The organism is Pseudomonas sp. Soil_N_39 (assembly GCF_057655955.1).
On record NZ_JBDGLI010000007.1, the window covers coordinates 107,505 to 132,592 of the forward strand.

Here is a 25,088-nt window from a genome sequence, read left to right on the forward strand (position 1 = left end):
CAGGCACTCATCGAGTCTGATCGGGGTTCCATTGGTTGTAGCTGTGTCCGCGCACGAACTGCCACAGGCCGGCGACCATGCCGGCCAGGGTCACCAGCACGAACGCGGCGAGGCGAAACGGTCTAGGCAAGCGATGACGCACATCCAGCAGGCCGGCCACGGCGAAGGCGTAGCCGAGCAGTTGGGCAGACAAGGCCAGGCGGTAGAAGCCATGCTCATTTAGCAGCCAGAGGTTAGCCACCAGCAGGGGCAGCAACAGCACTGGCGCCAGCCGGCGGATCAGCTTGTGGCTAATCAATGCGATGGCGTATAGGCCATGGCACAGCGGGTTGAGTAGCTCACGCCGGGCCGCCAGACTGATCAGGCCGCCGACGGTGACGCGCTGGCGGCGGCTGAATTGTCGGCCGGCTTCGTCCACGCCTTGATCGAGCACCTTGGCGTCGTCGACGTAGACGACGCGTTTGCCAGTGATCGGTGCGCAGGTGTTGATAAAAAAATCGTCGTTGACCATGGCTGGAATCGGTTGGTACAGCTCGCGACGCAACGCCTGCAGCGCACCATCGGCCGAGACCGTGCAACCGACGCGACTTTCCACTCGGCGCAGCCAGGCTTCGTAGTGACGGTACAGGCTTTCGCCCACGCTCAGGCCTGAACCTGGGACGGGGATGTTCATATTGCCGACAGTACCGCCGACCCGAGGATCGGAAAATGGCGCCAGCAGACGCTCAAACGTGCCGTCGAGCCAGTGAACATCAGCATCGGTAAACACCAGGATATCGCCCGTGCAATGACTGACCGCAGCGTTGAGCACGCTGTTCTTGCCTTGGCGCGGCAGGTCGAGCACCTCGATGCGCGGATCTTCGAAGCTGCGCGCCAGGGCCACGGTCTGATCGGTGGAGCCATCGCTGGCGACAACGATCTGCAGGCTGGCGGCCTGATAGTCCTGGGCCAGCAGATTGCGCAGTTTGCTCTCGATATTGCGTTGTTCGTTGTGCGCGGCAACGATCACACTGACCCGTTGCGCAGGCAGAGGCTCAGGCCTGAGTCTGGGAAAAAATGGCCCGGCGAGCGTCAGCAGCAATGGGTAACCCAGGTAGGCGTATACCGGCAGTAACAGGCACAACCAGAAAATGAACTCAGCCACGGGCAGGCCTCCTTGCTTTCCAATGACAAAGGCTGAGGATGAGCGCGACGCCGGCCAGGTGCAGGCGCACCCAGTGCAGGCCCCAAAGCTGCAGGGTCAGGCATGGGTTACGGTGCTTGTGGCTCTGGTGCAAGCTCAGCGCCAACCCCGGCACGGTCGTCAACAGCCCCATCATGAGTGCATGTTGAGGAGCGCCAGTGACCAGCGCGCAGAGCGCCAGGAAGTCCAGCAGCCAGACGAGCACGGCCAACATCGGGAAGCGCAACAGACGCAGGCTCAAGCCATTGGTACGCAGCAACTGCACCAGACTGCCCTGGCGCCACAATTCCTTGCCCATCCACTCGCGCCAGTTCATTTCGTAGCCCCAATGCAGGGCGGTGTATTCATTGACCGACAGTAACCGTGCGCCCTTGGCCGTCTGGCGCAGGGTCAAGTCCTTGTCTTCGCCGGTGCGCAGCGTCTCGTTGAACCCGCCGGCCCTGTCGAACCATTGGCGGCGCATCAGCAGGTTGGCGGTGGGCAGCCAATCCACGCGTTGCACGGTATGTCGCGAGGGGAGCGAGGTCCGCCGATGCCAGGCCGTGGCGTACCAGGGTGCCTGCGCGGGGGTGTACAGGTCCAGGCCGAAGACGTCGGCGATGTCTGCGTTCTCCAGCGCCAGTAGATGCGTCAGCCAGTCCTCGGGCATTTCGATGTCGGCGTCGATGAAGGCCAGCCATTCACCAGTGGCAACCTGCGCTCCGCGATTGCGCAGGGCACCGATCAGCACGTCTGGAATCACCAGGACCTGCGCACCGAACTGCCGGGCAATCTCCGGGCCCTGATCCTGCGAGCCGTTGTCGACCACGATCAACTCGCATGCAAGACTGGCGGCATTGGCGGCGCGTTGTGCGGCGAGCAGCGTGCGGGCGATATGCCGGGCCTCGTTGTACATCGGTATGACGATACTGATGCGGCTCATGAACGGGCCTCCCGCGGCGTGGACTGTTCGGCGTCGTAGCGCAATATGCTGGTCAAGGCGAGCATGATCCACAGTAACTTGTGGTTCGGCGCGCTGAGGAACATCAGGAACAACGCCAGCGACAGGAAACTCATGCCCAGGTGCGTCAACAGGTCCGCCTGGGCCCAGTCCCGACGCTGGAGCCAGAGTTGGCGCGTGCGCATCAGGTTGTAGAGGCCCAGCCCAATCGTGCCGACAAACATCAAGCCGGCTGGCACGCCGATTTCGCTGAAGATTTCCAGGTAGGTGTTATGGGCCTGGCGGTACAGATCCCCTCGTTTGCGATTGGCCGAGAATGCCTTGGCGTAGCCGGTGGGGGCGTAGTGCTCCGGAAACGTCCCAGGCCCCGAACCGAGTATCGGCTTCTCGCGGATCATCTGGCTGCCCACCACAATGTACGAGGCGCGGCGACCCAAGGACCCGTCCTTGTGGTCGTTGGTGCCGGAGCTGAGAATGCTCAATGTCTGGATGCGTGCCACGTAGCCGGCAGGCATCAAGGCGATTGTCGCCGGGACCATGAGTGCCAGGCCGAGCATCGCGAACCCCAGGTGCCGGGGACGCACGCGTGGTAGCTGCGCCCGATAGTGATACAACCCGATCATCAGAGTGAGCAGCAGCACGACCAGTCCTGAACGCGATTCGGTCTTGGTCATTCCACCCAACAACAGAATGCAACCGCCAGCCCAGAACAACCGTTGCAGCAGGTTCTGGCTGCGTATGGTCAACAACAATGCCAGCGGTACGGTAAACGCAATCAACAGCGCAAAGGCGTTCGGGTCCTCCAGCAAACCGGAGGCGCGACCCTGATCCTGGTATTTGGCTGAAAACATTGCGAGCACGCAGGTCGTGGCGACGCTCACTGTCATCAGCCGGGCGAACATCTCCAGGTTCAGCTCGCGACCGATCAACAACGTGATCACGAACAGAATCAGCCCTACTGCGAGTTCACGCAGATGCATCAGGGAAAGGTCCATGTTTTCCGAGATCAACAGGCTCAGGCCATACAACACCATGAAGCCGAGCAACGGCTTCCAGATGTTGCTACGCAAGCGCGTCGCAGGGATCTGATGCAAGGCCAACTGCAGCATCAGGATCAGGATCAGCGCCACGCCGAGGAATTTGCTGCCGGAAAACGCGTTGTCCTTGAACAGGCCTTCGAGCGGCAGCAGCGCGGCAATGCCCAGCAAACCCCAGCCGGGCTTGCGGTACAGCATGGCGACGCCCACCAGCCCAAGCACAGCACCCGGTGCGAGAAACGGATAAGGACTGGCCAGCAATGCCAGGCACACCAGCCCCAGCAGACTGACGATCGAGAGCGGGACAATCATGGCTGAGCCTCCCGCGCCGTGCGGATATAGAGTTGCGACCAGCGTTCGGCCAGCGTGCGCAGGTCGTAACGGTCGCGTTGGGTGCGGCGCGCGTTGTCGGCGAGGATCCGCGCCAGGGGCGGTTCGCTGAACAGCGTTTCGATCTGGCGTGCCAGCTCCTCGCTGTCGGCCGGCGTGGCAAGCAGGCCGTTGTGGCGGTCCTGCAATACATCGGGAATGCCACCGACGCCGAACGCCACCACCGGCACGCCGGCCTGCATGGCTTCGAGCAGGATCATCGGCGTGCCTTCGGTGCGTGAACTGATCACCAGTGCATCGAGGCGGCTCCACCAGTCGTTCATGTCCGTCTGATAACCGGGCAATTCGATGCGCGTGGGCAGCTCCGCGTCAACGATGCGCTTGAGCAAGGGCTGGCGTTCCGGGCCGTCGCCGAGCATGACCGCGTGCAGCGACGCATGGCGCTGGCACAAAGGGATCATCGCGTCGAGGAACAGGTCCGGGCCTTTCTCGCTGCTCAAGCGGCCGACGTAGCCGACCCGCCAGCGTTGCCTGTCGTCACGATGAGGCAGCGGCGTCGTGACGGCCGGCAGGCCGTTGGGGATCACGTCGAGTTTTTCCGCGTTCACGCTGGCCTGGCGGTGCAGTGCCGCGATGCTTTCAGCCACGCACACCACTCGCTTGACCGGCGCGGTGCGGCACAGTTGCAGGCTCAACCACGTATAGAAGCGTTGTTTGGGGCTGCGTGGCGTGAAGCCGTGCTGGGTGATCACCAGCGGCAGGCGCAACAGGGTCGCCGCGGCCCAGCCGAACACCAGGCCCTTGAAGTTGTGCGTATTGATCAGCGGGCGCTCGGCGCGCCGTTGCCTCAAATGCTGCAACAGTTCGGGCCAACTGGCGCAGTGGTGGCAGTCGATCCCGGCCTGGCGGAACCGCGTGATCAAAGTCGGCGGCGCCCCCAGGAACAGCACCTGATGCTGGCCGGGTGTCGCCACGCAATGATCGAGCAGCATCCGCTCGGCCCCATAGAAGCCACCGCTGCCGAGCAGATGAATGATCGACAGGGGGAGGCTGCGGTGGGACTGGCTGAATGGCGCGTTCAATTTTTCACCCAATGGACAAGGCTGGGCACGCTCCAGTTGCGGTGCGGGTTGACCTGCTCGGGCGACTGCTCGTTGATCACCAGCAGCACCGGTAGATCCAATTGGTGGCCAATTTGCGCCGGATGCTTGAAGCGATGGTCGAAGAACTCCCGTACATAGACCAGGGCGATCGCCAATAGCAGGCCGCTGAACAAGCCGAACGCGATGATCAGCACCGGCTTGGGAAACGCCGCAGCGGTGGGTTCGAATGGTGGGCTCAAGACTCGGGCGTTGGACAGGTCGTTATCCAGCGAACGAGTAGAGCTGGCTTCGGCGAACCGCTGGGCATAGGTGGAGAACGCCGCATGCAGGGCGTTGATCTCGGTGTCCATCTGCCGCAGCTTGCTCTGGGTTTCCTGAAGTTGGTGGATACGTTCCTTGAAGGCGGCGATACGTTCGACTTTCTGATTGATCACCGAGTTGACCACCGCCAGGTCGGTGGTGCGTTCCTGGATGCGGTTGTTCACCACTTTGAGGAATTGCTGGCGGGTGCGCATGATCTGCTCGCGAGCCAGCAACATCGGTTCGCTGCTGGGTTGGAAGATCGCCAGGTCGTTCATGTAGCGGCTGACCTGGCTGGTCAATTGCTCGCCCATTTGCCTGATTTCCCGATCGTCGAAGGCGACGTTGTCCACGGTGGTGGTGAAGGTGAACGGGAAGGTGTAGTCGTTGAATCGCGAGCTGTTCGCCGCCGCCAGGCTGGTCTTGAGGTAATCCAGCCAGCGTTGGCCTTGCAGCAGACGGTCCTGGTACAGGTTCAGGGCCTGCTCCTCGGTGTTGATCGCATTCAAGCGAAAAGTGATTTCTTCCTTGGGATCGGAAGAACCGACGCCTTCAAGCAGCGTCAGGCGGTTGCCCTCCAAGCCGTCAAGCCGAGCCTGGTACTGGACTTTTTTCTGCTCGTAGAACGTCTGGGGCAACTCTATCGATTGCAGGTCCTGGCGACCGGTGAGGTAGTTTTCCAGCAGTTGCGCCACGAACCGGGTGCCCTGGGCCGGGTCGCCGAAGCTGTAGACGATGGAGATGACGTTGGAGCCGGGCAATGTCTCGATCTTCAGGTTCTCAATGGCCTCGTCGGTCAGCGTATCGAGCACGGTGTCGCGTACCGGATCGACCTCGAGCCCCAAGCCGTCGCGCAGCGGATTGATGACGTACTCACGCAATGGCTGGGTGACGTAGCGCTTGAGTGGTTCGCTCACCCACTTGTTGAGGACGCCTGGGCTTGGGGTGTACTCGCCCTGGTCGCGCAGGGTCTTGATGGTTTCGCGAATCAACGCCGGCGAGCGCAGGATGTTGCTCTCGGTTTCCATGTCCGCCAGGGACGGTGGAACGAACGTCGCGTTTTCCTGGTTCAGCGAAGTCGTGGCGTCGCCTTGGGAGAGCTTTTTCGACTGGACGATCACTTGGGCGGTGATATCGAAGCTCTGCTTGAGCATCAACGGCAGCACCAGGGCGATCACGGCGAAAATCAGGAAGACGCGCTTCACCCACTGCTTGTTGGCGAAGAAGATCCTGAAGAACTCGTGCAGATAGTTTTCCTTGGGGTTCATGATCGATCACCTGAGTCAGTTGCTGTCGCTGCTTTTGTCGAGGTCGTAGCCGAAGCTGACGCCAACGCCTTGGAAGAGCACCACGTCGGCCAGTTGCCGAGCCATTTCACCGGCTTTGGCCAGGCCGGTCTTGGGCACGTACAACATGTCTTCCGGTTGCAGGTAGGCGATCTGCGAGGCGTCGCCGCTCAGAGCCTTCTCGACGTCGTAGTGGCGGGCTTCAACCTGATTGCCGTTGCGACGCATGATCACCACCGAGTCGAGCCTTGCCTTGACGTTCGTGCCCCGGGCCAGGGTCAGCGCCTCGAGAACGGAGATCGGCCGGCGGATCGGGTAGGAGCCAGGCTGGGCCACTTCACCGAGGACATAGATCTCGTTACCGGCGGTGGACTTGAGCAGCACATCCACCGTCATGTGGCCGGGCAGTTGGGCGTAGCGCTCGTTGAGGAAAGTCTCCAACTGGGTGACGGTCATGCCTTGCAACGGCACCGAGCCGATTTCCGGGAAGCTGGCGTAGCCATCCCGGCCCACGATGATTTCCCGGCTCATGCCGGTGGCTGGGTGGGTCAAGGTGTTGCGCAGGTTCGTCTCGCCGGACAGCGGGCTGGTCACCATTACGGTCAATTGGTTGCGATTGGGCTGGAACAGCATCTTCTGGTTGTAGGCACGTTGCACTGCCAGGCGCGCCTCGTCGGTGGTCAGGCCGGAGACTTTCACCGAGGTGTTGGCGCCCGGCAGTTCGATACTGCCGTCGGGCATCACCTGTTGCGTGCCGTTGAGTTGGCTGGCGGCGGTGAAGCTCAGGGCAACCTGGTCGCCCGGCTGCACGCGGTAAGCCTGGGAAGAAGTGGTGTCGATGTGAAAAATCACATCCAGTACATCCTGGGGCCTCAGGGTCTGTTCGACCCTGGGCATGTCGGTGGCTTGGGCGTTGGCCGGCGCGGCCGTGAGGATCTGCACCGGCATCGAACGGGTATCGGTGGTGCTGGAGCAACCGGCAAGCGGCAGCAACAGCAGGACAAGCATTCTGGCGTTCATCTCGTCATCCTTTTGCGGGCTTACAGGTTGTTGTAGAGCCATTTGGGCATGTAGTACTTGCGGCGATTGAACACGCTGCCGACCACCTTCGCGCCCGCCTGGACCAAGCGTTGCCGGGCGGCTTGGGCCACTTCCCAGCGGGTGTCCTCTCCGCGAACCACCAGCACCACGCCGTCCACCTGGGTGCTGATGACCAGTGTGTCGGTGGCCGAATACACCGCGTCGGCGTCGATCACCACGAAGCGGTACTGCGCCCCCAGTTGCCTGAACAATGGGCGCAGTCGCTCGGGGCTCAGGCGTTCGGCGTTATGTCCCAGGCGACCATGGGGCAGCACGTCGAAGGGCAGGCTGGAAACCTGCACCACGCAGTCCTGCAACAGCGGTGGGGCGAGGGTGTTGAACAACAGGTCGCTGAAGCCGCGCTCTTTGTGCAGCGACAGTTGCTGGCTGAGGTTGCGCGGCGACTGGCTCGCATCCACCAGCAACACCCGTCCGGTGCTCATCTGCGCCAGTTGAGCGGCGAGCGCCATGGCGCTGGTGCTCGTGCCGGTGCCAATGTTGGCGGCTGTCATGAGAAGGATCCGCAGATCCGGGTCGAGCACGGTCGAGGTCAGGTTGGTCTCGCTCGGGCTGGCTATGGTGAGGATATTCGTCGAACCGTCCATTTAACTCGCTCCGTGGCCGCTGAAAACTTTGAAGGGGGTAAGCATCAGGATCTTCAAGTCCAGCCACAGGCTTTGTTCAGCGATGTAGCTGAGGTCCAATTCCACGCGCTGGTCGAAGTCGATATTGCTACGCCCGGAGATCTGCCACAGGCCGGTCATGCCGGGGTAGATGCTCAGGCGCACAAGATGATTGTCCTTGTAGCGATAGGCGTTGAACGAGGTCGGCCGCGGGCCCACCAGGCGCATGTCGCCGGTCACTACGTTGATCAGGTTCGGCAGTTCGTCGAGGCTGCTGCGACGCAGGAACCGGCCGATGGGCGTGATGCGCGGGTCGTTATCGATCTTGAAATCGATGGCATCGGCGCCGTGTTTGTTGAGGTGGCGCAGCGACTCCTTGAGGGCTTCGGCGTCGGCGACCATGGTGCGGAACTTGTACATGCCGAAGACCCTGCCGCGATAACCGGTGCGTTTCTGTATGAACAGCACGGGACCGGGGCTGGAGAACTTGACCAGCAGCGCCAGGCCCAGCAGCAGCGGACAGAACACCAGCAGGATCGCCAGTGCGCCGAGGCAAGCCACTACGCGGTTGGTGCGCGAGACCGTCCAGGGTCGGCCGCCGTCGCGACCGGTCAACCAACCACGGCCCTGACGGTGGATGGCCGCGTCCAGGCGCCTGCGGTGGTCGGGATCGACACGCTTGTCGCGTCCGGGGGCGTTGATCGCAATGATTTGCTCATGTCGGGTCATAGACTCCTCCGCTGAGGTTGGGCCGCAAGCGGCGCGTGGGCAGGCAGTGGGTAATACTCGAGGAACCACTGGATGAAGCGGCCCAGACCGTCGTCCAGTTCTATGCCCGGCTGGAAGCCAGTGGCCCGTGCCAGGTCGCTGGCATCGGCGCAGGTGTTGAGCACATCGCCCGCTTGCAGGGGCCGCAGCTCGACGCGGGCGGTGCGTCCCAGGTGTTTTTCCAGCAGCGCGACATAGGTGCGCAGCGCCACCGGGTGCTGTCCGCCGATGTTGTAGATCCGCCAGGGCGCGCGGCTGGTGGCCGGATCCGGTTGTTCGTGATCCAGCAGGGGCGTGACCTGGGGCGCACGTTCGATCAGGCGGGCGATGCTTTCGACGATGTCGTCGATGTAGGTGAAATCCCGTTGGTGCTCACCGTGGTTGAACAGCTGCAGCACACGGTCTTCGACGATGGCGCGGGCAAACTGGATCGGCGACATGTCCGGCCGGCCCCAAGGGCCGTACACCGTAAAGAACCGCAGGCCAGTGCAGGGAATACCGAACAGGTGGCTGTAGCTGTGGGCCATCAATTCGTTGGCTTTTTTGCTGGCCGCGTACAACGACAGTGGGTGGTCGACGTTGTCCTGCACCGAATAAGGGGTGCGCGAGTTGGCACCGTATACCGAGCTCGATGAGGCGTAGATCAGGTGCTTGACCGGATACCGGCGGCAGTTTTCCAGGATGTTCAGGAACCCAGTGATGTTGCTGTCGACATAGGCCTGCGGGTTTTCCAGGGAGTAACGCACGCCGGCCTGGGCCGCGAGGTGAATCACTACGTCCGGGCGCCTGGCCTGGAACAGTTCGTCGACGGCCGGCGCGTCGGCCAGGTCGATCCGCGCCAAGGGGAATTCGCCGGCCTGTTCGTGCACCCAGGTCACGCGGTCGTGCTTGAGTTGCGGGTCGTAGTAGCCATTGAAATTGTCCAGTCCGCACACCCGATGACCGTCGCGCAGCAGCCGCAGCACGACATGGGCGCCGATGAAACCGGCTGCGCCGGTGACCAGGATGTTCACGCTTGCAGCCCTGGTGCAGGAGTGCCAGGCACGGTGTGGCGCAGCCCGATACCGCGATACAACAACCCGGCGGCGGCCAGGTGTTCTGGGTTGTACAGGTTGCGGCCATCGATGATCACCCGGGCGCGCAACTTGCTGGCCAACAGGTCGAAATCCACCACGCGAAAGTTCTTCCACTCGGTGCAGATCACCAGGGCGTCGGCGTCTTCGAGGGTGTCATCGCGGGTCGCGCAGAGGTTCAGGTCCTTGCGATAGCCGTAGAGACGACGGCATTCGGACATGGCTTCCGGGTCATAGGCCTGGACCCGGGCGCCTTCGCGCCACAGCGCTTCCATCAGGTAGCGGCTGGGGGCTTCGCGCATGTCATCGGTATTGGGCTTGAACGCCAGGCCCCAGATGGCAATCGATTTGCCAGCCAGGCCATCCGGGAATTGCTTCGCCAGTTTCTCGAAGAGGATGTGCCGCTGGCTGTCGTTGACGTCGGTGACGCTGCGCAGCAGGCGCAGCGGCATGCCGCTTTGTTCGGCGGTGTGCAGCAGGGCCCGCAGGTCCTTGGGAAAGCACGAACCGCCGAAACCGCAGCCGGGGTAGATGAAGTGATAACCGATGCGCGGGTCCGAGCCGATGCCCTTGCGCACCGCCTCGATGTCGGCGCCCAGCCGTTCGGTGAGGTTGGCCAGTTCGTTCATGAAGCTGATGCGGGTGGCGAGCATGGCGTTGGCGGCGTACTTGGTCAGTTCGGCGCTGCGGTTGTCCATGAACATCAGTTTTTCGTGGTTACGGCAGAAGGGCGCGTAGAGCTCCGTCATCTGGTCGCGGGCCACCGGGTCGGCGGTGCCGACGATGATCCGGTCCGGACGCATGCAATCGGCCAGGGCGCTGCCTTCCTTGAGAAATTCGGGATTGGACACCACGCGTACGTTCAGCTGTTTCAGACCCCGCCGGGCCAGCGCCTGACGAGCGCATTCGGTCACCTTGTCGGCGGTGCCCACCGGCACCGTGGACTTGATGATCAGGGTGCGGTCGCTGTCCATGAAATCGGCGATCTGCCGGGTGACGGCCAGCACATGGCTCAGGTCGGCCGAGCCGTCTTCATCGGCGGGGGTGCCGACGGCGATGAAAATCAGCTCGCCGTGATTGACCGCGTCGCTGGCCTGGGAACTGAACGACAGGCGGCCGGCCTTGATGTTGTCTTCGAGCAGACTGGACAGCCCCGGCTCGCTGATGGTCGGTACGGCCTGTTGCAGTTGCCGGATCTTGTTCGGGTCGATGTCGATGCACAAAACGCGGTGTCCGACATCGGCCATTGCGGCCGCCTGGATCAACCCGACATACCCCGTACCAAATACGCTCACGTCCATTTTTGGCGCGCCTCGCAGACCGAATGATGTAACTCGGATGAAACTGTTTAGAGGGGTATAGCGCAGCTTCAGAAAAGCGTGTCAGCAAAATGACAGTTGTCAGTGTTGGCAATTCATGTGAAATCGGGCCTTTTGATATCAAGTCATTGACTGGTCTAGCAAAGTGGCTGTTTTACTGGGGATAGTTGGCATTTAACAAAGCGATAAACGGTCGTTATCCATAGGTTTTTACATTTTGTGACGGGTTTTCGTGTCGTTTTTGGGGTAACTTTTTTTTGACGCTAAGCTGGTGGAGGCATTTCTTGCGCTTTGAAAATCGGCTGCTAACGTGCAGGAACGAAGCACTTTCGATATTGCGATCCGGTCGAGGAAAACATGGCCCGCTACCTCAAGGAGTTGCTGCTGTTTTCGTACCTGTTCAAGGGGTACGCCTATTACCTCGACCGTCTCGACGCGTTGGGCCTGGGCTTGGCAACCTTGTTGTTCGGCGCCATGTTCGTGCTGTTGGTGGTGGCGCTGTGGATGAGCGCCTACATACGCCAGACGTTGGTGAGGCATGTGTTTGCCTTGGCGCTGTTTGTTTCAGCGGTGTTTTTCGAGGTGTACACCCAGGTCACGGACAGTTACCTGACCTACAGCCAGTTCGTCTCGCTGGTGTACTCGGGTGGGTTCATCCAGGAGGCGGCCTACCAGTATCGTGAGGTGATCATCAATGCGGTGATTGGCGGCTTGTTGCTGTTGTTCGGCATCGCCCTCAAGCCTCGGCGGGCGCTGCGAGTGCCCGGTTATCTGCCGGTGCTAGCACCCGTGCTGGGCGTGGTGTTGCTCAGTGGCGTGCTGTTCGTGCGGGCGGGCGAGGGCGCGCGCGGCCTGCCGGTGATGTACACGCCGCTGGCCTATTTGAATCTCTTTGCCTATGAGTCCTTGCACAACACCATTGGCCCCCGGGAGCCGGTCACCCTGACGCGGCGATCGTCTTTGATCGAGCAGGACATCGTGCTGATCATCGATGAAAGCGTTGGTGGCAACTACCTGGATATCAACACGCCGTTTGGCGTGCACAGCGGCTTGAAGACCCCGCCCGAGGGCGTGGATATTTTCAATTTCGGCTACGCGGCATCCATCGCCAATTGCAGCGCCGACACCAATGTCACCTTGCGTTACGGTGGTACACGCGCCGACTACGTGCGCATCAACAGCACCCGGCCGTCGATCTGGCAGTACGCCAAGCAGGCCGGCTTGCGCACCGTCTACATCGACGCTCAACGCACCGGCGGCAACCTGCAGAACCTGATGACCAAACTGGAAAAACAGGACATCGATGAGTTCGTCCAATTCGACCAAACCAGCGTGCGCGACCGCGACATGGCGGCGGCGGCGAAGTTGATCGAACTGCTGGGCGACAATCAGGCCGAACTGGTGGTGATCAACAAGGTGGGGGCGCATTTTCCGGTACACGACAAATACCCCGACGACTTCATGAACTACCGGCCGGCCTTGCCTCGGGGGCAGTTCCAGGAAGTGTCCGATACCGGCAGCCGCGACGGCTTCAATGGGCAGAAAGATGATTGGCTGTTGTACCGCAACGCCTACCAGAACACCTTGCTGTGGAATGTCGGCGAGTTCTTCAAGCGAATCTTTCAGCAGGCCGATTTGAGCCATGCTGTGTTGATCTACACCTCCGACCATGGACAGGACCTGCACGAGCGTGGCAACCCTGGGCTCAACACCCATTGCGGCGGTGAACCGGTGGCCGAGGAAGGGTTGGTTCCGTTGGTGGTGATCCAGGGCAGCTCATTGCACAGCCTCGATTGGCGCGACGCCTGGGCCCGGAACAAGGATCGCTCCAGCCACTACAACATCTTCCCGACCCTGTTGCAGTTGATGGGGTATGACCCGGTTGGGGTTGAATCGGTCTATGGGAAATCCCTGAGCCAAGCGACCGATGATGATTTCACCTTCAACTATCGCTTCAATGCGCGGTTGGGGGCGAAACCGGCTTGGAAACATATTGATCTGGACCATATTGTGACGCCGTCTGTTGGCCAGGTTGAAATGGCGGTGGGGCATTGACTGGAGACCCCCTATGCACTGGGCTCTTTGTGGGAGCGAGCTTGCTCGCGATGACGCCCGCACATCCAACATCTTCATCGACTGTGACACCGCCTCGCGAGCAAGCTCGCTCCCACATTGGATCTTCAGCGGCCACAAATTTTATGTACACCCAGCCCCCCTGTGGGAGCGAGCTCGCTCGCGATGACGCCGGCACATCCAACATCACTGCAACCTGATAGACCGCCTTCGCGAGCAAGCCCGCTCCCACATTGGATCTTCAGCAGACACAAAATCCATGTGCACCCAGCCCCCTGTGGGAGCGAGCTCGCTCGCGATGACGCCGGCACATCCAACATCACTGCAACCTGATACACCGCCTTCGCGAGCAAGCCCGCTCCCACAGGAGAAACGCGATCACCCAGAGCCAGGTCGGCTATCAGGCCGCCTCGCGGTGGACAATGCCTTCGTTCTGGCATGCCGAGCCTAGGCGAGGCACCGAGTGGTGGGGCAAAAGCGTTTTGGTTACTTTTGACTGGGCCGGCTTCCGGGCTCTTCAAAAGTGACCCGCTGTAAGAGCGGAACCGCCAGCAGCCGTTACCGCAGAAACGGATATACACCCCCAACCCGACGAGCGATGAGAAAACCCGTGAGTGGGACCGCCCCTCAACTCCGCTATCCTGAGCCTCACGTTCATCCATCGAGCCTTTTCATGCTTGAAGTCCGCGATGTCTTTAAAAGCTACCCCACGCCCCAAGGCCCGTTGCCGGTGTTGCAGGGTGTCGACCTGACCCTGATGCCCGGCAGCAGCCTGGCGCTGATGGGGGAGTCGGGCAGTGGCAAAAGCACCTTGCTACACTTGGTCGCCGGGCTGGACAGAGTCGATCGCGGCAGCATCCGCAGTGGCGACTATTGGCTCGACGGCATGAGCGAAAGTCAGTTGGCGAACTGGCGACGCACGGAAATCGGCCTGGTGTTCCAGCAGTTCAACCTCATCAGCAGCTTGTCGGTGGAGGACAACCTGGCGTTTCAGGCGCGCCTGTGCGGCCGCTATGACGCGGCCTGGCAAGCCCATCTGGTACAGCGGCTCGGGCTTGCAGCGCTGTTGCGGCGTTATCCCGAGCAGCTTTCCGGCGGCCAGCAGCAACGGGTGGCGCTGGGGCGGGCGCTGGCCTCGCGACCGCCCTTGTTGCTGGCCGACGAACCCACCGGCAGCCTTGACGAAGCCACCAGCGACGAAGTGCTGCAACTGTTGCTGGAACTGCTGGAGGGCAGCCACACCAGCCTGCTGATGGTGACCCACAGTCCACGGGTGGCGGCGCGCCTGGCCCAGCGCGTGGTGTTGCACAGCGGACGGTTGGCGCAGGTGGCCCAGGGGTGATGATCTTTCGCCAGACCCTCAAGGCCCTGTTCAGCCATTGGCGCCAACACCCGGTGCAATTCTTCAGTGTGCTGACCGGCCTCTGGCTCGCCACCAGCCTGCTCACTGGCGTGCAAGCGCTGAACAGTCAGGCCCGGGACAGCTACGCTCGGGCCAGCCAACTGATCGGTGGCGAACCCCAGGCCAGCCTCAATGCACCCGGTGGCGGCACCTTTGCTCAGCAATGGTTTGTCGATTTGCGGCGCCAGGGCTGGCCGGTGTCGCCAGTGTTGCAAGCTCGGGTGCAGCTCAAGGGGCACGAGGATCAGCGCCTGCAACTGATGGGCATCGACCCGATATCGTTGCCGCCCGGTGCGGCACTGGCGGGGCAGGCGCGGGAGATGAGCGAGGTGGTGGAATTCTTTACCGACCCCGGTCGCACCTGGATCGCCCCGCAGACCTTGCAGGCCTTGGGGCTGGGGGAGGGCGACCGGCCTCGTACAGTCGATGGGCGAGCCCTGCCGCCGTTGCACGTCCAGGTGGACATGGCGCCCGGCGTGCTGTTGATGGACATCGGTTTTGCCCAAGCGGTACTCGGCTTGCCGGAACAGCTGTCGCGGCTGTTATTGCCCGCCACCTTCAACGCCGCGTTGCCGGAGGCCTTCAGCGATCGGCTGCAATTCAAGCGTGCCGATGAAGAAAACAACCTGTCGCGCCTGACCGAAAGTTTTCACCTGAACCTCGACGCCCTGGGGTTTTTATCGTTCGTGGTGGGGTTGTTCATCGTTCACGCGGCCATCGGCCTGGCCCTCGAACAGCGCCGCAGCCTGCTGCGAACCCTACGGGCCTGTGGCGTCAGTGCGCGGGTGCTGGTCACCAGTCTGGCCATCGAATTGGGCGCGCTGGCCTTGCTGGGGGGGATCGCCGGGGTGCTCAGCGGCTATTGGCTGGCGGGCCTGTTGTTGCCCGATGTCGCGGCGAGCCTGCGGGGTTTGTACGGTGCCGAAGTGGCCGGGCACTTGAACCTCAGCCCGGGGTGGTGGCTCAGCGGTGTCGGCCTGAGCCTGCTCGGCGCGCTGCTGGCCGGCGCCGACAGCCTGTTGCGGGCGGCGCGCCTGCCCTTGCTGGCGCTGGCCAATCCCCAGGCCTGGCATCAGGCCCATGGGCGCTGGCTGCGTCGCCAGGGTTGGGTGGCGACAGGGGCGGCATTGATTGCCACCTCGGCGTTGATCTGGGGTGACAGCCTGGCCAGCGGTTTTGTCCTGATGACCGCTTTGTTGCTAGGTGCGGCGCTGGCCTTGCCGGTATTGCTCAACAGTGCACTGAAGCAGCTGCTGCGCCGCAACCGCTCGGTGCTCGGGCAATGGTTTCTCGCCGATTGTCGCCAGCAATTGCCGACGTTGAGCCTGGCGCTGATGGCTTTGCTGTTGGCCTTGGCGGCGAACATCGGCGCCGGCAGCATGACCGCCGGTTTCCGCCAGACGTTCAGCAACTGGCTCGAACAACGGCTGAGCGCCGAGTTGTACATCAACCCGCAAACCCCGGCGCAGGCGGAACAACTGCACACCTGGCTCAAGCAGCAACCGGCGATCACGGCCGTCGTGCCCCTCTGGCAAGTCTCGATCCCGTTGCAGGGCTGGCCGACGGACATCCATGGCATCATCGATCACCCTCACTATCGCCAGCATTGGCCGCTGCTGGAATCGTCCGGCGACAAGCCGTGGGAGCAACTGGCCGGCGCCGACACCCTTATGCTCAGCGAACAACTGGCCCGGCGCCTCAAGGTGAGGATCGGCGATCAGTTGACCCTGCCGACACCACAGGGCCCGTGGGCATTGCGCATCATCGGTATCTACGCTGACTACGGCAATCCCAAGGGCCATGTGCTGGTCAACGCCGATCACTTGCTGGCGCACTGGCCGCAGCTGACGCCGAACCGTTTCAACCTGCGCATCGAACCGCCCGCGATCCCGGCGCTGCTGACTGCGTTGCAAGGCCGGTTCAACCTGGATGACAGCCGCATCGTCGACCAGGCCCGGCTCAAGGGCTGGTCGACCCAGGTGTTCGAACGCACCTTCGCCGCCACCGCGGCCCTTAACAGCTTGACCCTGGCGGTGGCCGGGGTGGCGTTGTTCATCAGCCTGCTGACCCAGAGCCAGAGTCGCCTCGGCCAGTTGGCGCCGCTGTGGGCGCTGGGGGTGACGCGCCGACAATTGATGTTGCTCAACCTCGGCCAAACCTGGTTGCTGGCGCTGCTGACCTTGGTCCTGGCCTTGCCGCTGGGCATTGCCCTGGCCTGGTGTCTGGACGCGGTGATCAATGTGCAGGCCTTCGGCTGGCGGCTGCCGTTGCGGGTGTTCCCGTTGCAATTGGTGCAGTTGCTGGCCCTGGCGATGCTCGCCACGCTGCTGGCATCGGCCTGGCCGCTGTATGCGTTGTACCGCACGCAGCCGGCGGATTTGCTGAGGACCTTTGCCCATGAAGATTAAAATCGGCGTGTTGCTGCTGGCCTTGCTCAGCGGTTGTGATGACTCGGCGCCGACGCAAAAGGGCTTTGCTGGTCTCGGCGACCAGGCTGTCGCGTTCACGCCGGTGGTGCCTGGGCGGGTGTTCAGTTTCCCGGCCGACCATGGCCTTCATGACGGTTTCCGCATCGAGTGGTGGTACGTCACCGCCAATCTCAAGGACGCCCAGGGCCGGGAATTCGGCGTGCAATGGACGCTGTTTCGCAGCGCTTTGAACGCCGCGCCCCAAGCCAGCGGGTGGCGCAACCAGACAATCTGGCTCGGCCACGCGGCGGTCACTTCCGCCACCGCGCACCATGCCGCCGAGCGTTATGCCCGGGGCGGGGTGGGGCAGGCTGGGGTGCGGGCGGAGCCCTTCGATGCCTGGATCGACGACTGGCAGTTTACCAGTCAGGCTGCTGCGGCCGAGCCGTTGGCGGACATGCAATTGAAGGCTCGCGACCGACGCTTCAGCTATGCCTTGCGGCTGACGTCGAGCCGCCCGTTGGTGTTGCAGGGCGATCAAGGTTTCAGCCAGAAGTCCGAACAGGGGCAGGCGTCGTACTACTACAGCCAGCCGTTTTTCCAGGCCAGCGGTGAATTGGAAATCGACGGCCAGCGTTACATGGTCAGCGGCCCGGCCTGGCTCGACCGCGAATGGAGCAGCCAGCCCCTGACCGCCAACCAGACCGGCTGGGACTGGTTCTCCCTGCACCTGGACAACGGCGAGCACGTGATGCTCTATCGCATGCGCCACAAGGACGGCGCGCCTTACCTGACGGGCACCTGGATCGACGCCCAGGGCCAGGCGCAAACCCTGCAGGCCGGGGAGATCAGCCTCGTGCCGTTGGACTCCGCCAAGGTCGCCGGGCGCTCGATGCCGGTGCGTTGGGCCATCAAGATCCCCGGCAAGCAACTCGACATCACCACCCAGGCACTCAATCCCAAGGCCTGGATGGACCTGCGCATTCCCTATTGGGAGGGCCCGGTACGCCTCAGTGGCAACCAGGGCGGCACGGGTTACCTGGAAATGACCGGCTACTGAGAATCGCCGGAACTCCCGGCGAATGTCGACCCTCATAACTGATGAATGCCTCGCAGGAGCCCGCCATGAGCGATGACCTCAAACTTGCATCGTTGGCCGACTGGCAGCAGTTGTTCGACGACAAGGCCTATTGGCAGCAGTCCCCCGATGCCCACTTCACCGAGCTGATGCAAGTGGCCAATGACCTGTTCGGCCGGGGCGCCATCGATCTGGCGCGTTGGCAGGATTTGAAGAACCAGGCCGAGCAACTGCACCAGCGCTCTCCGGATGCCAATGTCGCTGAAGAAGTCGCCGACCCCGATGCCTGAATCCCGAAAGACCCAAGGAGTTCGCCATGAAACACAGCCCCGATCAACCGTCGCAGAACCCGGACGAGCCGGCGTTGCCTGGTGAAGTGGAGCGCGATAACGATGCCTTGCGGCCCAATGATCCGGCCAAGCGCAAACAGCAACAGGGTGACCCTGAAGCGGGGGACACCGATGCGCAAAAAAACGGGCGGCGTGGCTGAAGTACGTCACGTCGGCTGGTATTAAAAAGAGTTTTTAATGACTGTTTAATTTTCCTACATGGATAACTTTTTTGTATTTGTCCATGTTCTGTATAAGTGTTTGTACAGCGAGCGTATGAGTTGTCATCCAAATACTGTGGCGAGGGAGCTTGCTCCCGCTGGGATGCGAAGCAGCCCCCAAAAGCGGCCGCTGCGCGCCCGAGCGGGAGCAGGCTCCCTCGCCACGGGTCAGGGCCAGTCCTCAAATGTGACTGTACGAACGCGTGAGTCATGATCAGTCGTGGGCAGTTACAATAAACATAAACAATTATTTAAACGGTCTCGCGGACATATTCTGAAAGTTCCATTATTATTGTCCCCGTTCGCCCAGTGTCAGGCTCTTTACCAGTGCATGGATTGCCGAGGCCGTCGCACTGGGCGAACACCGTCCTGAATCAATAACTGTCAATTATTTGAAGGCACATCGACCAACAGCGTTGGCCGATGCGTGAGCGGCTGCTCTCCAGTGTCAGTCGACGACGGGTGAACGCCAGTCATCGGAGCCCGAGGTGCCGCTGACTTCGTGGGTCCAAGTGATTTTGCGATACGTGAAATGCACGTCTTCCAGATGGGTGAAGTGAGCGTTCGCGGGGTCTTGGCAATTGAACATGTAATCCTGGATTTCCACGATGATCGCGTCGAACAACGTGGTCGTGAAGTAGTGTTCCTGAGCGCCTAGCTTCGAAGTGCGGAACCATTGGATTGAAACCTCTTCCATGAGCTCACCGCTGGTCAGGGCCGCCAGCAACAAGGGTGAGGCTTTGTCGAACACCTTAGTGATAACCAAGGGTTTGTGTAGGCGCTGGCCGGTTGGCTGGCCGGATTGGGGGTCGCGCGGGATGATTATCTGGTGCTGGAAGCCCTGTACCAGGATTTGGTCTTCGTGACCTTCCTGATAGGTATTGCCCACCGAGTCTGCGGTAAACGCGCCAGCGGTAATCAGACCTTGTTTGGTGCCGACGATGGACATGTATGCGGGGGTAGCCAAGGGGTGCTCTCCTTCCTGGATAACTAAGGGCCTGGGACGGGAATCGCCCCGAGGTGGCCTGGTGGTTATCAAGTGTTATGCCATTTTCAAAAAAACTTTATATATCAATAAGTTGATTTAAAAGTGGGCGGCTATTTCCTCAAGAAGGACAACAAAACGCACAAATCCTTGCCTAGCCCATTGCAGATATTCGCGACCTACCCGGACACCGCGTTACCCGAGCAGAATCACCGAGAAAGGCGCGCCGCGCTGCGCGCCTGTCAGGCAACTTCTTGCCGTCTTATCTTTCAGCTCGTTCCTACACGCCCAACGCAGTCTTGCACTCATCGATGGAACGCTGTTGCGTCTGGGCATACAGTCCCAGCTCATCAATGGTCGCTCGCCCCAGCGCCGTTTCGAAGGCCTGGCGGTTGGATTGACCGGCGTAATGGCTCTGGGCGGCATCGCCGAGGTTCGATTGGAAGATGCCGGCGGCGCTGACCGGCAGGAAGTCCTCGTACACCAAGGGCTCGGCACGTAGGTATTGCTGTTCGAGCAAGTGTTCCAGGGACGCTGCTTGCCCGAGGGTGCCCTTGGCGGCGAGGCCCTTGGGCGTCGGGAAATAACGGAAATACGCCAATGCCTGTTGGCGCAGCTCATCGTGGTTATCCGGGAATGCGACAAAGTGTTCGGCCATCAGCGCGTTGTAGCGTTCAGCGTTGGCTTCGTTGGGAAACGCCCCGAGCGCATCGCGTGCGGCGTTCAACAATTGGTCGTAGAGCGCGCGGCCCTTGGGCGTGAGCGCGGCGCCGCGTTGTTCGATTTCGCCGAAGCGGGCGCTGTGGCTGCCTTGGGGCTGGTCGGTGAAGGCGACGGGCTCGTCCAGTGCCTTGAAACTGGTCTGGCGCAGCAGGATCGGGCACCGGCGACGGGGTGGACCTTCAATCACGGCCTTGGGGGTGATGCCATGCTCGGGCATCCGCGCCTGGACGATGTCGATGTCCAGAGTGCGCGGCGTCAGGTGATTGATGTGCGGGCCCTTGAACGCCACCACGTCGGCGATCAGGCGATGCTGGGCGCTCAGTTGCCGGTACTGTTCGGCGGTGACGGTGGCGCTGTGGTGCCAGCGAAAGGTTTCCAGGGCCTGTAGGACGAAGTCCTCGGCCTGGGCTTGCGTCAGGCCACCCTGGCGCTCGGCCAGGTCAATGAGCTCCAGGGCGCCGGGGGTGAAGATCTGCCGTTTGGCCAACACCGACTCGGCAAAGGCCCGCAGCTCGGCATGCTCGATCAGTTCCAGGCGCAGCAGCGAGGTAAACACCCGGAACGGGCTGACCTGCAACGCGCTTTCATGCACGGCGCGAAACGCTGTGGAATGCACCGGCACCCCAGCCGGCGTGAGGTCGTAATAGCCCACCGGCTGCATGCCCATGACCGCGAACAGCCGCCCCAGGGTCGCCAGCTCGGCGGCGGTGCCGACGCGGATCGCGCCGTGGCGTTCCAGGTCCAGGCGCTCGAGTTCGCCGGTGCTGCGCAGGTGGGCGGCCAGTGGCGGCTGTTCGGCCAGCACCTGGGCGTTGGTGTGTTCCACCAACTTCATCAGCGCGCCATACAGCGGCACCTCGTCGCGGTACATGTCGGACATCGCTCTGGAGAAGCGTTGGCGGATCAGGTCGGGGCTGACGAAGTTCATCGTGAGAATTCCTGGCGGGGGCTGTGGGAAAGTTGAACGAAAGATCGCAGCCTTCGCCGGTCCCGGCAAACGAAGAATCTTCAGGACTTCATTCTGCCAAGGACTGATCCACCAGCTCGATCCAGTGCCGCACGGGCGTGCGACCGGCGCCGTCGAGGTGGTTCTGGCAGCCGACGTTGGCCGTGACGATCATCTCCGGCTGGCCACTTTCCAGGGCATTGAGGCGGTTGTCGCGCAACTGCCGCGCCAAGGCCGGCTGGGTCAGCGAATAGGTGCCGGCCGAACCGCAACACAAATGGTCGTCGGGCACCGCAGTGAGGTTGAAACCCAACCGCGTCAGCAGCGCTTCGATGCTGCCGCCGAGTTTCTGCGCGTGCTGCAAGGTGCACGGGCAATGGACGGCGATGCGCTGGTTCCTGGCCGCGCAAATCTGTTCCAGCGGTTCCTTGCCGAGCACTTGCACCAGGTCCAGCGCCCGTTCGCTGACCTGTCTGGCCTTGGCGGCATAGGCGGGGTCATGTTCCAGGAGGTGCCCGTAGTCCTTGATGAAGGCGCCGCAACCGCTGGCCGTCTGGACGATGGCTTCGGCGCCGTTTTCCAGGTGCGGCCACCAGGCGTCGATGTTCTGTCGGGCGCGGTCCAGCCCGGTGGCCTGGGCGTCGAGGTGATAATCCAGTGCACCGCAGCAGCCGGCCTGCCCACAGGGGATCACGCTGATGCCGAGTCGATCCAGCACCCGCGCGGCCGAGGCATTGGTGTTGGGCGACAGGCCTGGTTGCACGCAGCCTTCGAGCATCAACACCCTACGCCCATGCCGCAGCGGTGGGCGCTCGGTGTGGGACGGGGCGAGGTGGGGCAACTTGGCACTCAGGTTCGGCGGCAGCAACGGATGGAAGACCGCGCCAAGGCGCAGCAAGGCCTTGAACCGTTCAGGGCTGGCGGCCAGGCTGCGCAACCCCAGGCGTAATGCACGTTGGCCGGCGGGGCGCGGCACGGCGCGATCGACCACCGCCCGGCCGATGTCCAGCAGGTTGTGGTAATCCACGCCGGACGGGCAGGTGGTCTCGCAGTTGCGACACGACAGGCAGCGATCCAGGTGCAGTTGGGTGCTGGCTGTCGCCGGTTGGCCTTCAAGCACCTGCTTGATCAGGTAGATGCGGCCTCGCGGGCCGTCCAGTTCATCGCCGAGCAATTGGTAGGTGGGGCAGGTGGCATTGCAGAAACCGCAATGCACGCAACTGCGCAGGATCCGTTCGGCTTCTTCGGCGCGGGGCAGATTTTTGCTTTCCTCACTGAACCGAGTCTGCATGCTAGATCTCCGGGTACATCCGGCCAGGGTTGAACAGCCCGAGCGGGTCGAGCTGGGCCTTCAACTGCCGGTGATAGCGCAGCAGCGCCGGTACCAGCGGCTGGAACGGTGTATCGCTGGCCCCCTGACGATAGCAGGTGGCATGACCGCCCACTTCATGGGCCAGGGCTTGCACTGTGTCGGCATCGGTTTTCAGCCAGCGTTGCGCGCCGCCCCAGTCGATCAACTGCGCGCCGGGCAGGGCGAGTGGTCCGGTATGGTTGGGCAACGACAGGCGCCACAGCGGCAAGCCTTCGTCGAAGAAGGCCAGCCGATGTTCATTCAGTGCGGTCCAGTATTGATCGTCGATCACCTCGCCACCAAAACGCTGATGAGCGGCGCTGACCGAGCCTTCGCCCCCTTCCAGGCGCAGGTGCAGGCAGTCGCCGTCATGGCTGGCGGCGCTGATGGGCAGGGGCTGGCGGCCCCATTCGGCGAGTTTTTCCAAGGCTTCGCTGCTGTCCAGTTCCAGGCGGATGCTCAGGCTGTGACGGGGCTTGGGCAGGACCTTCAACGACACTTCGGTGATCACCCCCAGGCAACCGAAACTGCCGGCCAGCAGGCGCGAGAGATCATAGCCGGCGACATTTTTCATCACCTCGCCGCCGAAGCGTAGCAAGGTGCCGTGGCCACTGATCAGGCGCGTGCCCAGGACAAAGTCGCGCACCGAACCGGCCCACGGGCGACGCGGTCCCGACAGCCCGGAGGCGACCATGCCGCCGACCGTGGCGTCGTCGCCGAACGCCGGTGGTTCGCAGGGCAGCCTTTGCCCGGCGGCCTCCAGGGCGGCGAGCAGTTCCCGCAGCGGGGTGCCGGCCCGGGCCGTGATGACCAGCTCGGTGGGGTCGTAATGGACGATGCCACGGTGCACGCGGGTGTCCAGCACTTCGCCGGCCACTTCCCGCCCCAGGAAGGCTTTGCTGTTCGAACCCTGGATGCGCAGCGGCGTGGTGTTGGCCCGTGCGCGATTGACCTGATCGAGCAACAGGTCGCTGGCGTCCTGGTCGGCTTCGCCACTCATCAGAAACGCTCCAGTTCGGGAAACGGCAACTGCCCGCCATGGATGTGCATGGCACCGAACTCGGCGCAGCGGTGCAGGGTAGGAATATTCTTGCCGGGGTTGAGCAGGCCTTGGGGATCGAACGCCGCTTTTACCGCGTGGAACAGGTTCAGTTCGTCGCTGTTGAACTGTGTGCACATCTGATTGATTTTTTCCCGGCCAACCCCGTGCTCGCCGGTGATGCTGCCGCCCACCTGGACACACAATTCGAGGATTTTCCCGCCCAGGGTTTCGGCGCGCTCCAGTTCGCCAGGCTGGTTGGCATCGAACAGGATCAGTGGGTGCATGTTGCCGTCGCCGGCGTGAAACACATTGGCGACCCGCAGGCCATGTTCGGCGCCAAGGCTGGCAATGCGCTGCAGCACCTCGGGCAGGGCGCGACGGGGGATGGTGCCGTCCATGCAGTAATAATCCGGCGCCAGGCGGCCAACCGCCGGGAAGGCGTTCTTGCGCCCGGCCCAGAACCGCAGCCGCTCGGCCTCGTCCCGCGCCTGGCGCACCTCGGTGGCTCCGGCCTGCTCCAACACCTGGCGGACCCGGTCGCAGTCGTCATGGACATCGGCCTCGACCCCGTCCAACTCGCACAGCAGGATCGCTTCGGCGTCCACCGGATAGCCGGCGTGGATGAAGTCCTCGGCGGCGCGGATCGCCAGGTTGTCCATCATTTCCAGGCCACCGGGAATGATGCCGGCGGCAATGATGTCGGCCACCGCCCGCCCGGCCTTGTCCACCGAGTCGAAACTGGCCAGCAGCACCTTGGCGACCTGGGGCCGGGGCAACAGCTTGACCGTCACTTCGGTGATGACCCCGAGCAGGCCTTCGGAACCGGTGAACAGCGCCAGCAGGTCCAGGCCCGGCGAATCCAGGGCTTCGCTGCCCAGGGTCAGGCGTTCGCCTTCGACGGTGAGGATTTCCAGCTTCAACAGGTTGTGCACCGTCAGGCCGTACTTGAGGCAGTGCACGCCGCCGGCATTCTCCGCGACATTACCACCAATGGAACAAGCGATCTGCGACGACGGGTCCGGCGCGTAATACAGCCCGAACGGCGCCGCTGCCTGGGAGATCGCCAGGTTGCGCACGCCCGGCTGAAGCCTTGCGGTGCGGGCGTCGGGGTCGATGTGCAGGATCTGGTTGAACCGCGCCATCACCAGCAACACGCCGCTGGCCAGGGGCAGGGCGCCGCCGGACAGACCGGTCCCGGCGCCCCTGGCGACCACCGGGACGTGCTGTTCATGGCAGAGTTTGAGCAGCGCTTGCACCTGCTCGACCCGTTTGGGCAAGACCACCAGCAGGGGCGTGGTGCGATAGGCCGACAAGCCATCGCATTCGTAGGGCTTGAGGTCTTCCTCGCGGTGCAGGATGTCCAGGTCTGGCACCTGTGCCTGCAGGGCTTGCAGCAGAGCCTGTTTCTCCACCTTCGGCAAGGGGCCGTCGAGGTGTTCGTCGTAGAGGATGTTCATGGAGTCGATACCCCTCAGTCGCCACGAATTC

General features: G+C 62.5%; 21 protein-coding genes. 6 read left to right on the forward strand and 15 right to left on the reverse strand.

Going from position 1 to position 25,088, the window contains the following annotated elements; translation table 11 throughout:
- Positions 1-7: 7 nt before the first annotated feature.
- From AC3A5O_RS12700 to AC3A5O_RS12745, 10 genes are read right to left on the reverse strand one after another with little or no spacing between them, the layout of a single operon-like run.
- Positions 8-1,144 carry a glycosyltransferase family 2 protein gene (locus AC3A5O_RS12700; RefSeq protein ID WP_122568123.1) on the reverse strand — a complete coding sequence of 379 codons (1,137 nt, stop codon included), beginning with the start codon at positions 1,142-1,144 and terminating at the stop codon, positions 8-10.
- Positions 1,137-2,105, reverse strand: coding sequence for a glycosyltransferase (locus AC3A5O_RS12705; protein WP_122568124.1), 969 nt, complete (start codon positions 2,103-2,105; stop codon positions 1,137-1,139). The genes AC3A5O_RS12700 and AC3A5O_RS12705 overlap by 8 nt, the downstream gene beginning before the upstream one ends.
- Entirely contained in the window at positions 2,102-3,472 is a 1,371-nt protein-coding gene (locus tag AC3A5O_RS12710) for an O-antigen ligase family protein (RefSeq protein ID WP_122568125.1), read from the reverse strand. The genes AC3A5O_RS12705 and AC3A5O_RS12710 overlap by 4 nt, the downstream gene beginning before the upstream one ends.
- Complete coding sequence (locus AC3A5O_RS12715) at positions 3,469-4,584, reverse strand: glycosyltransferase family 4 protein (protein WP_436278752.1); 1,116 nt, start codon at positions 4,582-4,584, stop codon at positions 3,469-3,471. The genes AC3A5O_RS12710 and AC3A5O_RS12715 overlap by 4 nt, the downstream gene beginning before the upstream one ends.
- Positions 4,569-6,161, reverse strand: coding sequence for a GumC family protein (locus tag AC3A5O_RS12720; protein ID WP_122568127.1), 1,593 nt, complete (start codon positions 6,159-6,161; stop codon positions 4,569-4,571). The genes AC3A5O_RS12715 and AC3A5O_RS12720 overlap by 16 nt, the downstream gene beginning before the upstream one ends.
- A 15-nt stretch (positions 6,162-6,176) precedes the next feature.
- A complete protein-coding gene (locus tag AC3A5O_RS12725) occupies positions 6,177-7,199 on the reverse strand; it encodes a polysaccharide biosynthesis/export family protein (protein WP_122568128.1) in 1,023 nt (340 codons plus the stop codon).
- A gap of 20 nt (positions 7,200-7,219) precedes the next feature.
- Positions 7,220-7,864 (reverse strand): CpsD/CapB family tyrosine-protein kinase, encoded by a 645-nt coding sequence (locus tag AC3A5O_RS12730; RefSeq protein WP_122568129.1) that lies wholly within the window; start codon positions 7,862-7,864, stop codon positions 7,220-7,222.
- A complete protein-coding gene (locus AC3A5O_RS12735; RefSeq protein WP_122568130.1) occupies positions 7,865-8,611 on the reverse strand; it encodes a sugar transferase in 747 nt (248 codons plus the stop codon).
- Positions 8,608-9,663, reverse strand: coding sequence for an NAD-dependent epimerase (locus AC3A5O_RS12740; RefSeq protein WP_305470460.1), 1,056 nt, complete (start codon positions 9,661-9,663; stop codon positions 8,608-8,610). The genes AC3A5O_RS12735 and AC3A5O_RS12740 overlap by 4 nt, the downstream gene beginning before the upstream one ends.
- Positions 9,660-11,024 (reverse strand): UDP-glucose dehydrogenase family protein, encoded by a 1,365-nt coding sequence (locus AC3A5O_RS12745; RefSeq protein ID WP_487753242.1) that lies wholly within the window; start codon positions 11,022-11,024, stop codon positions 9,660-9,662. Before AC3A5O_RS12745 ends, AC3A5O_RS12740 begins: the two co-directional genes overlap by 4 nt.
- Before the next feature lie 375 nt (positions 11,025-11,399).
- Here AC3A5O_RS12745 and AC3A5O_RS12750 point away from each other — a divergent pair, with 375 nt between their 5' ends.
- The 6 genes from AC3A5O_RS12750 (at position 11,400) to AC3A5O_RS12775 (ending at position 18,493) form a co-directional block, all read left to right on the forward strand.
- Positions 11,400-13,097, forward strand: coding sequence for a sulfatase-like hydrolase/transferase (locus AC3A5O_RS12750; protein WP_122568133.1), 1,698 nt, complete (start codon positions 11,400-11,402; stop codon positions 13,095-13,097).
- A gap of 691 nt (positions 13,098-13,788) precedes the next feature.
- Positions 13,789-14,457, forward strand: a complete 669-nt coding sequence (locus AC3A5O_RS12755) for an ABC transporter ATP-binding protein (RefSeq protein WP_487753243.1) — start codon at positions 13,789-13,791, stop codon at positions 14,455-14,457.
- Positions 14,454-16,925 (forward strand): ABC transporter permease, encoded by a 2,472-nt coding sequence (locus AC3A5O_RS12760; protein ID WP_487753244.1) that lies wholly within the window; start codon positions 14,454-14,456, stop codon positions 16,923-16,925. The genes AC3A5O_RS12755 and AC3A5O_RS12760 overlap by 4 nt, the downstream gene beginning before the upstream one ends.
- Complete coding sequence (locus AC3A5O_RS12765) at positions 16,915-17,985, forward strand: lipocalin-like domain-containing protein (protein WP_122568136.1); 1,071 nt, start codon at positions 16,915-16,917, stop codon at positions 17,983-17,985. Before AC3A5O_RS12760 ends, AC3A5O_RS12765 begins: the two co-directional genes overlap by 11 nt.
- Before the next feature lie 65 nt (positions 17,986-18,050).
- Positions 18,051-18,293 carry a hypothetical protein gene (locus AC3A5O_RS12770; RefSeq protein WP_122568137.1) on the forward strand — a complete coding sequence of 81 codons (243 nt, stop codon included), beginning with the start codon at positions 18,051-18,053 and terminating at the stop codon, positions 18,291-18,293.
- Positions 18,294-18,319: 26 nt separating this feature from the next.
- Entirely contained in the window at positions 18,320-18,493 is a 174-nt protein-coding gene (locus tag AC3A5O_RS12775; protein ID WP_487753245.1) for a hypothetical protein, read from the forward strand.
- A 508-nt stretch (positions 18,494-19,001) separates the two neighbouring features.
- Here AC3A5O_RS12775 and AC3A5O_RS12780 read toward each other — a convergent pair.
- The 5 genes from AC3A5O_RS12780 to glcD all read right to left on the reverse strand — a co-directional run bounded on the left by AC3A5O_RS12780 (position 19,002) and on the right by glcD (position 25,057).
- Positions 19,002-19,520, reverse strand: coding sequence for an Hcp family type VI secretion system effector (locus tag AC3A5O_RS12780; RefSeq protein ID WP_487753246.1), 519 nt, complete (start codon positions 19,518-19,520; stop codon positions 19,002-19,004).
- A 298-nt stretch (positions 19,521-19,818) separates the two neighbouring features.
- A complete protein-coding gene (hglS, locus tag AC3A5O_RS12785; protein ID WP_487753247.1) occupies positions 19,819-21,189 on the reverse strand; it encodes a 2-oxoadipate dioxygenase/decarboxylase HglS in 1,371 nt (456 codons plus the stop codon).
- Positions 21,190-21,277: 88 nt separating this feature from the next.
- Positions 21,278-22,498, reverse strand: coding sequence for a glycolate oxidase subunit GlcF (gene glcF / locus AC3A5O_RS12790; protein ID WP_487753248.1), 1,221 nt, complete (start codon positions 22,496-22,498; stop codon positions 21,278-21,280).
- Between the two features lies 1 nt (position 22,499).
- Positions 22,500-23,558 (reverse strand): glycolate oxidase subunit GlcE, encoded by a 1,059-nt coding sequence (gene glcE, locus AC3A5O_RS12795; RefSeq protein WP_305492053.1) that lies wholly within the window; start codon positions 23,556-23,558, stop codon positions 22,500-22,502.
- Positions 23,558-25,057 (reverse strand): glycolate oxidase subunit GlcD, encoded by a 1,500-nt coding sequence (gene glcD, locus AC3A5O_RS12800; RefSeq protein WP_354336856.1) that lies wholly within the window; start codon positions 25,055-25,057, stop codon positions 23,558-23,560. The genes glcE and glcD overlap by 1 nt, the downstream gene beginning before the upstream one ends.
- Positions 25,058-25,088: the final 31 nt, after the last annotated feature.

Bases quoted from the DNA above. Each gene is read 5' to 3' on its own strand.
- AC3A5O_RS12705 (WP_122568124.1), bottom strand. From the start codon at position 2,105: ATGAGCCGCATCAGTATCGTCATACCGATGTACAACGAGGCCCGGCAT.
- AC3A5O_RS12710 (WP_122568125.1), bottom strand. From the start codon at position 3,472: ATGATTGTCCCGCTCTCGATCGTCAGTCTGCTGGGGCTGGTGTGCCTG.
- AC3A5O_RS12720 (WP_122568127.1), bottom strand. From the start codon at position 6,161: ATGAACCCCAAGGAAAACTATCTGCACGAGTTCTTCAGGATCTTCTTC.
- AC3A5O_RS12725 (WP_122568128.1), bottom strand. From the start codon at position 7,199: ATGAACGCCAGAATGCTTGTCCTGCTGTTGCTGCCGCTTGCCGGTTGC.
- AC3A5O_RS12730 (WP_122568129.1), bottom strand. From the start codon at position 7,864: ATGGACGGTTCGACGAATATCCTCACCATAGCCAGCCCGAGCGAGACC.
- AC3A5O_RS12735 (WP_122568130.1), bottom strand. From the start codon at position 8,611: ATGACCCGACATGAGCAAATCATTGCGATCAACGCCCCCGGACGCGAC.
- AC3A5O_RS12745 (WP_487753242.1), bottom strand. From the start codon at position 11,024: ATGGACGTGAGCGTATTTGGTACGGGGTATGTCGGGTTGATCCAGGCG.
- AC3A5O_RS12750 (WP_122568133.1), top strand. From the start codon at position 11,400: ATGGCCCGCTACCTCAAGGAGTTGCTGCTGTTTTCGTACCTGTTCAAG.
- AC3A5O_RS12755 (WP_487753243.1), top strand. From the start codon at position 13,789: ATGCTTGAAGTCCGCGATGTCTTTAAAAGCTACCCCACGCCCCAAGGC.
- AC3A5O_RS12765 (WP_122568136.1), top strand. From the start codon at position 16,915: ATGAAGATTAAAATCGGCGTGTTGCTGCTGGCCTTGCTCAGCGGTTGT.
- AC3A5O_RS12770 (WP_122568137.1), top strand. From the start codon at position 18,051: ATGAGCGATGACCTCAAACTTGCATCGTTGGCCGACTGGCAGCAGTTG.
- AC3A5O_RS12775 (WP_487753245.1), top strand. From the start codon at position 18,320: ATGAAACACAGCCCCGATCAACCGTCGCAGAACCCGGACGAGCCGGCG.
- hglS (WP_487753247.1), bottom strand. From the start codon at position 21,189: ATGAACTTCGTCAGCCCCGACCTGATCCGCCAACGCTTCTCCAGAGCG.
- glcF (WP_487753248.1), bottom strand. From the start codon at position 22,498: ATGCAGACTCGGTTCAGTGAGGAAAGCAAAAATCTGCCCCGCGCCGAA.
- glcE (WP_305492053.1), bottom strand. From the start codon at position 23,558: ATGAGTGGCGAAGCCGACCAGGACGCCAGCGACCTGTTGCTCGATCAG.
- glcD (WP_354336856.1), bottom strand. From the start codon at position 25,057: ATGAACATCCTCTACGACGAACACCTCGACGGCCCCTTGCCGAAGGTG.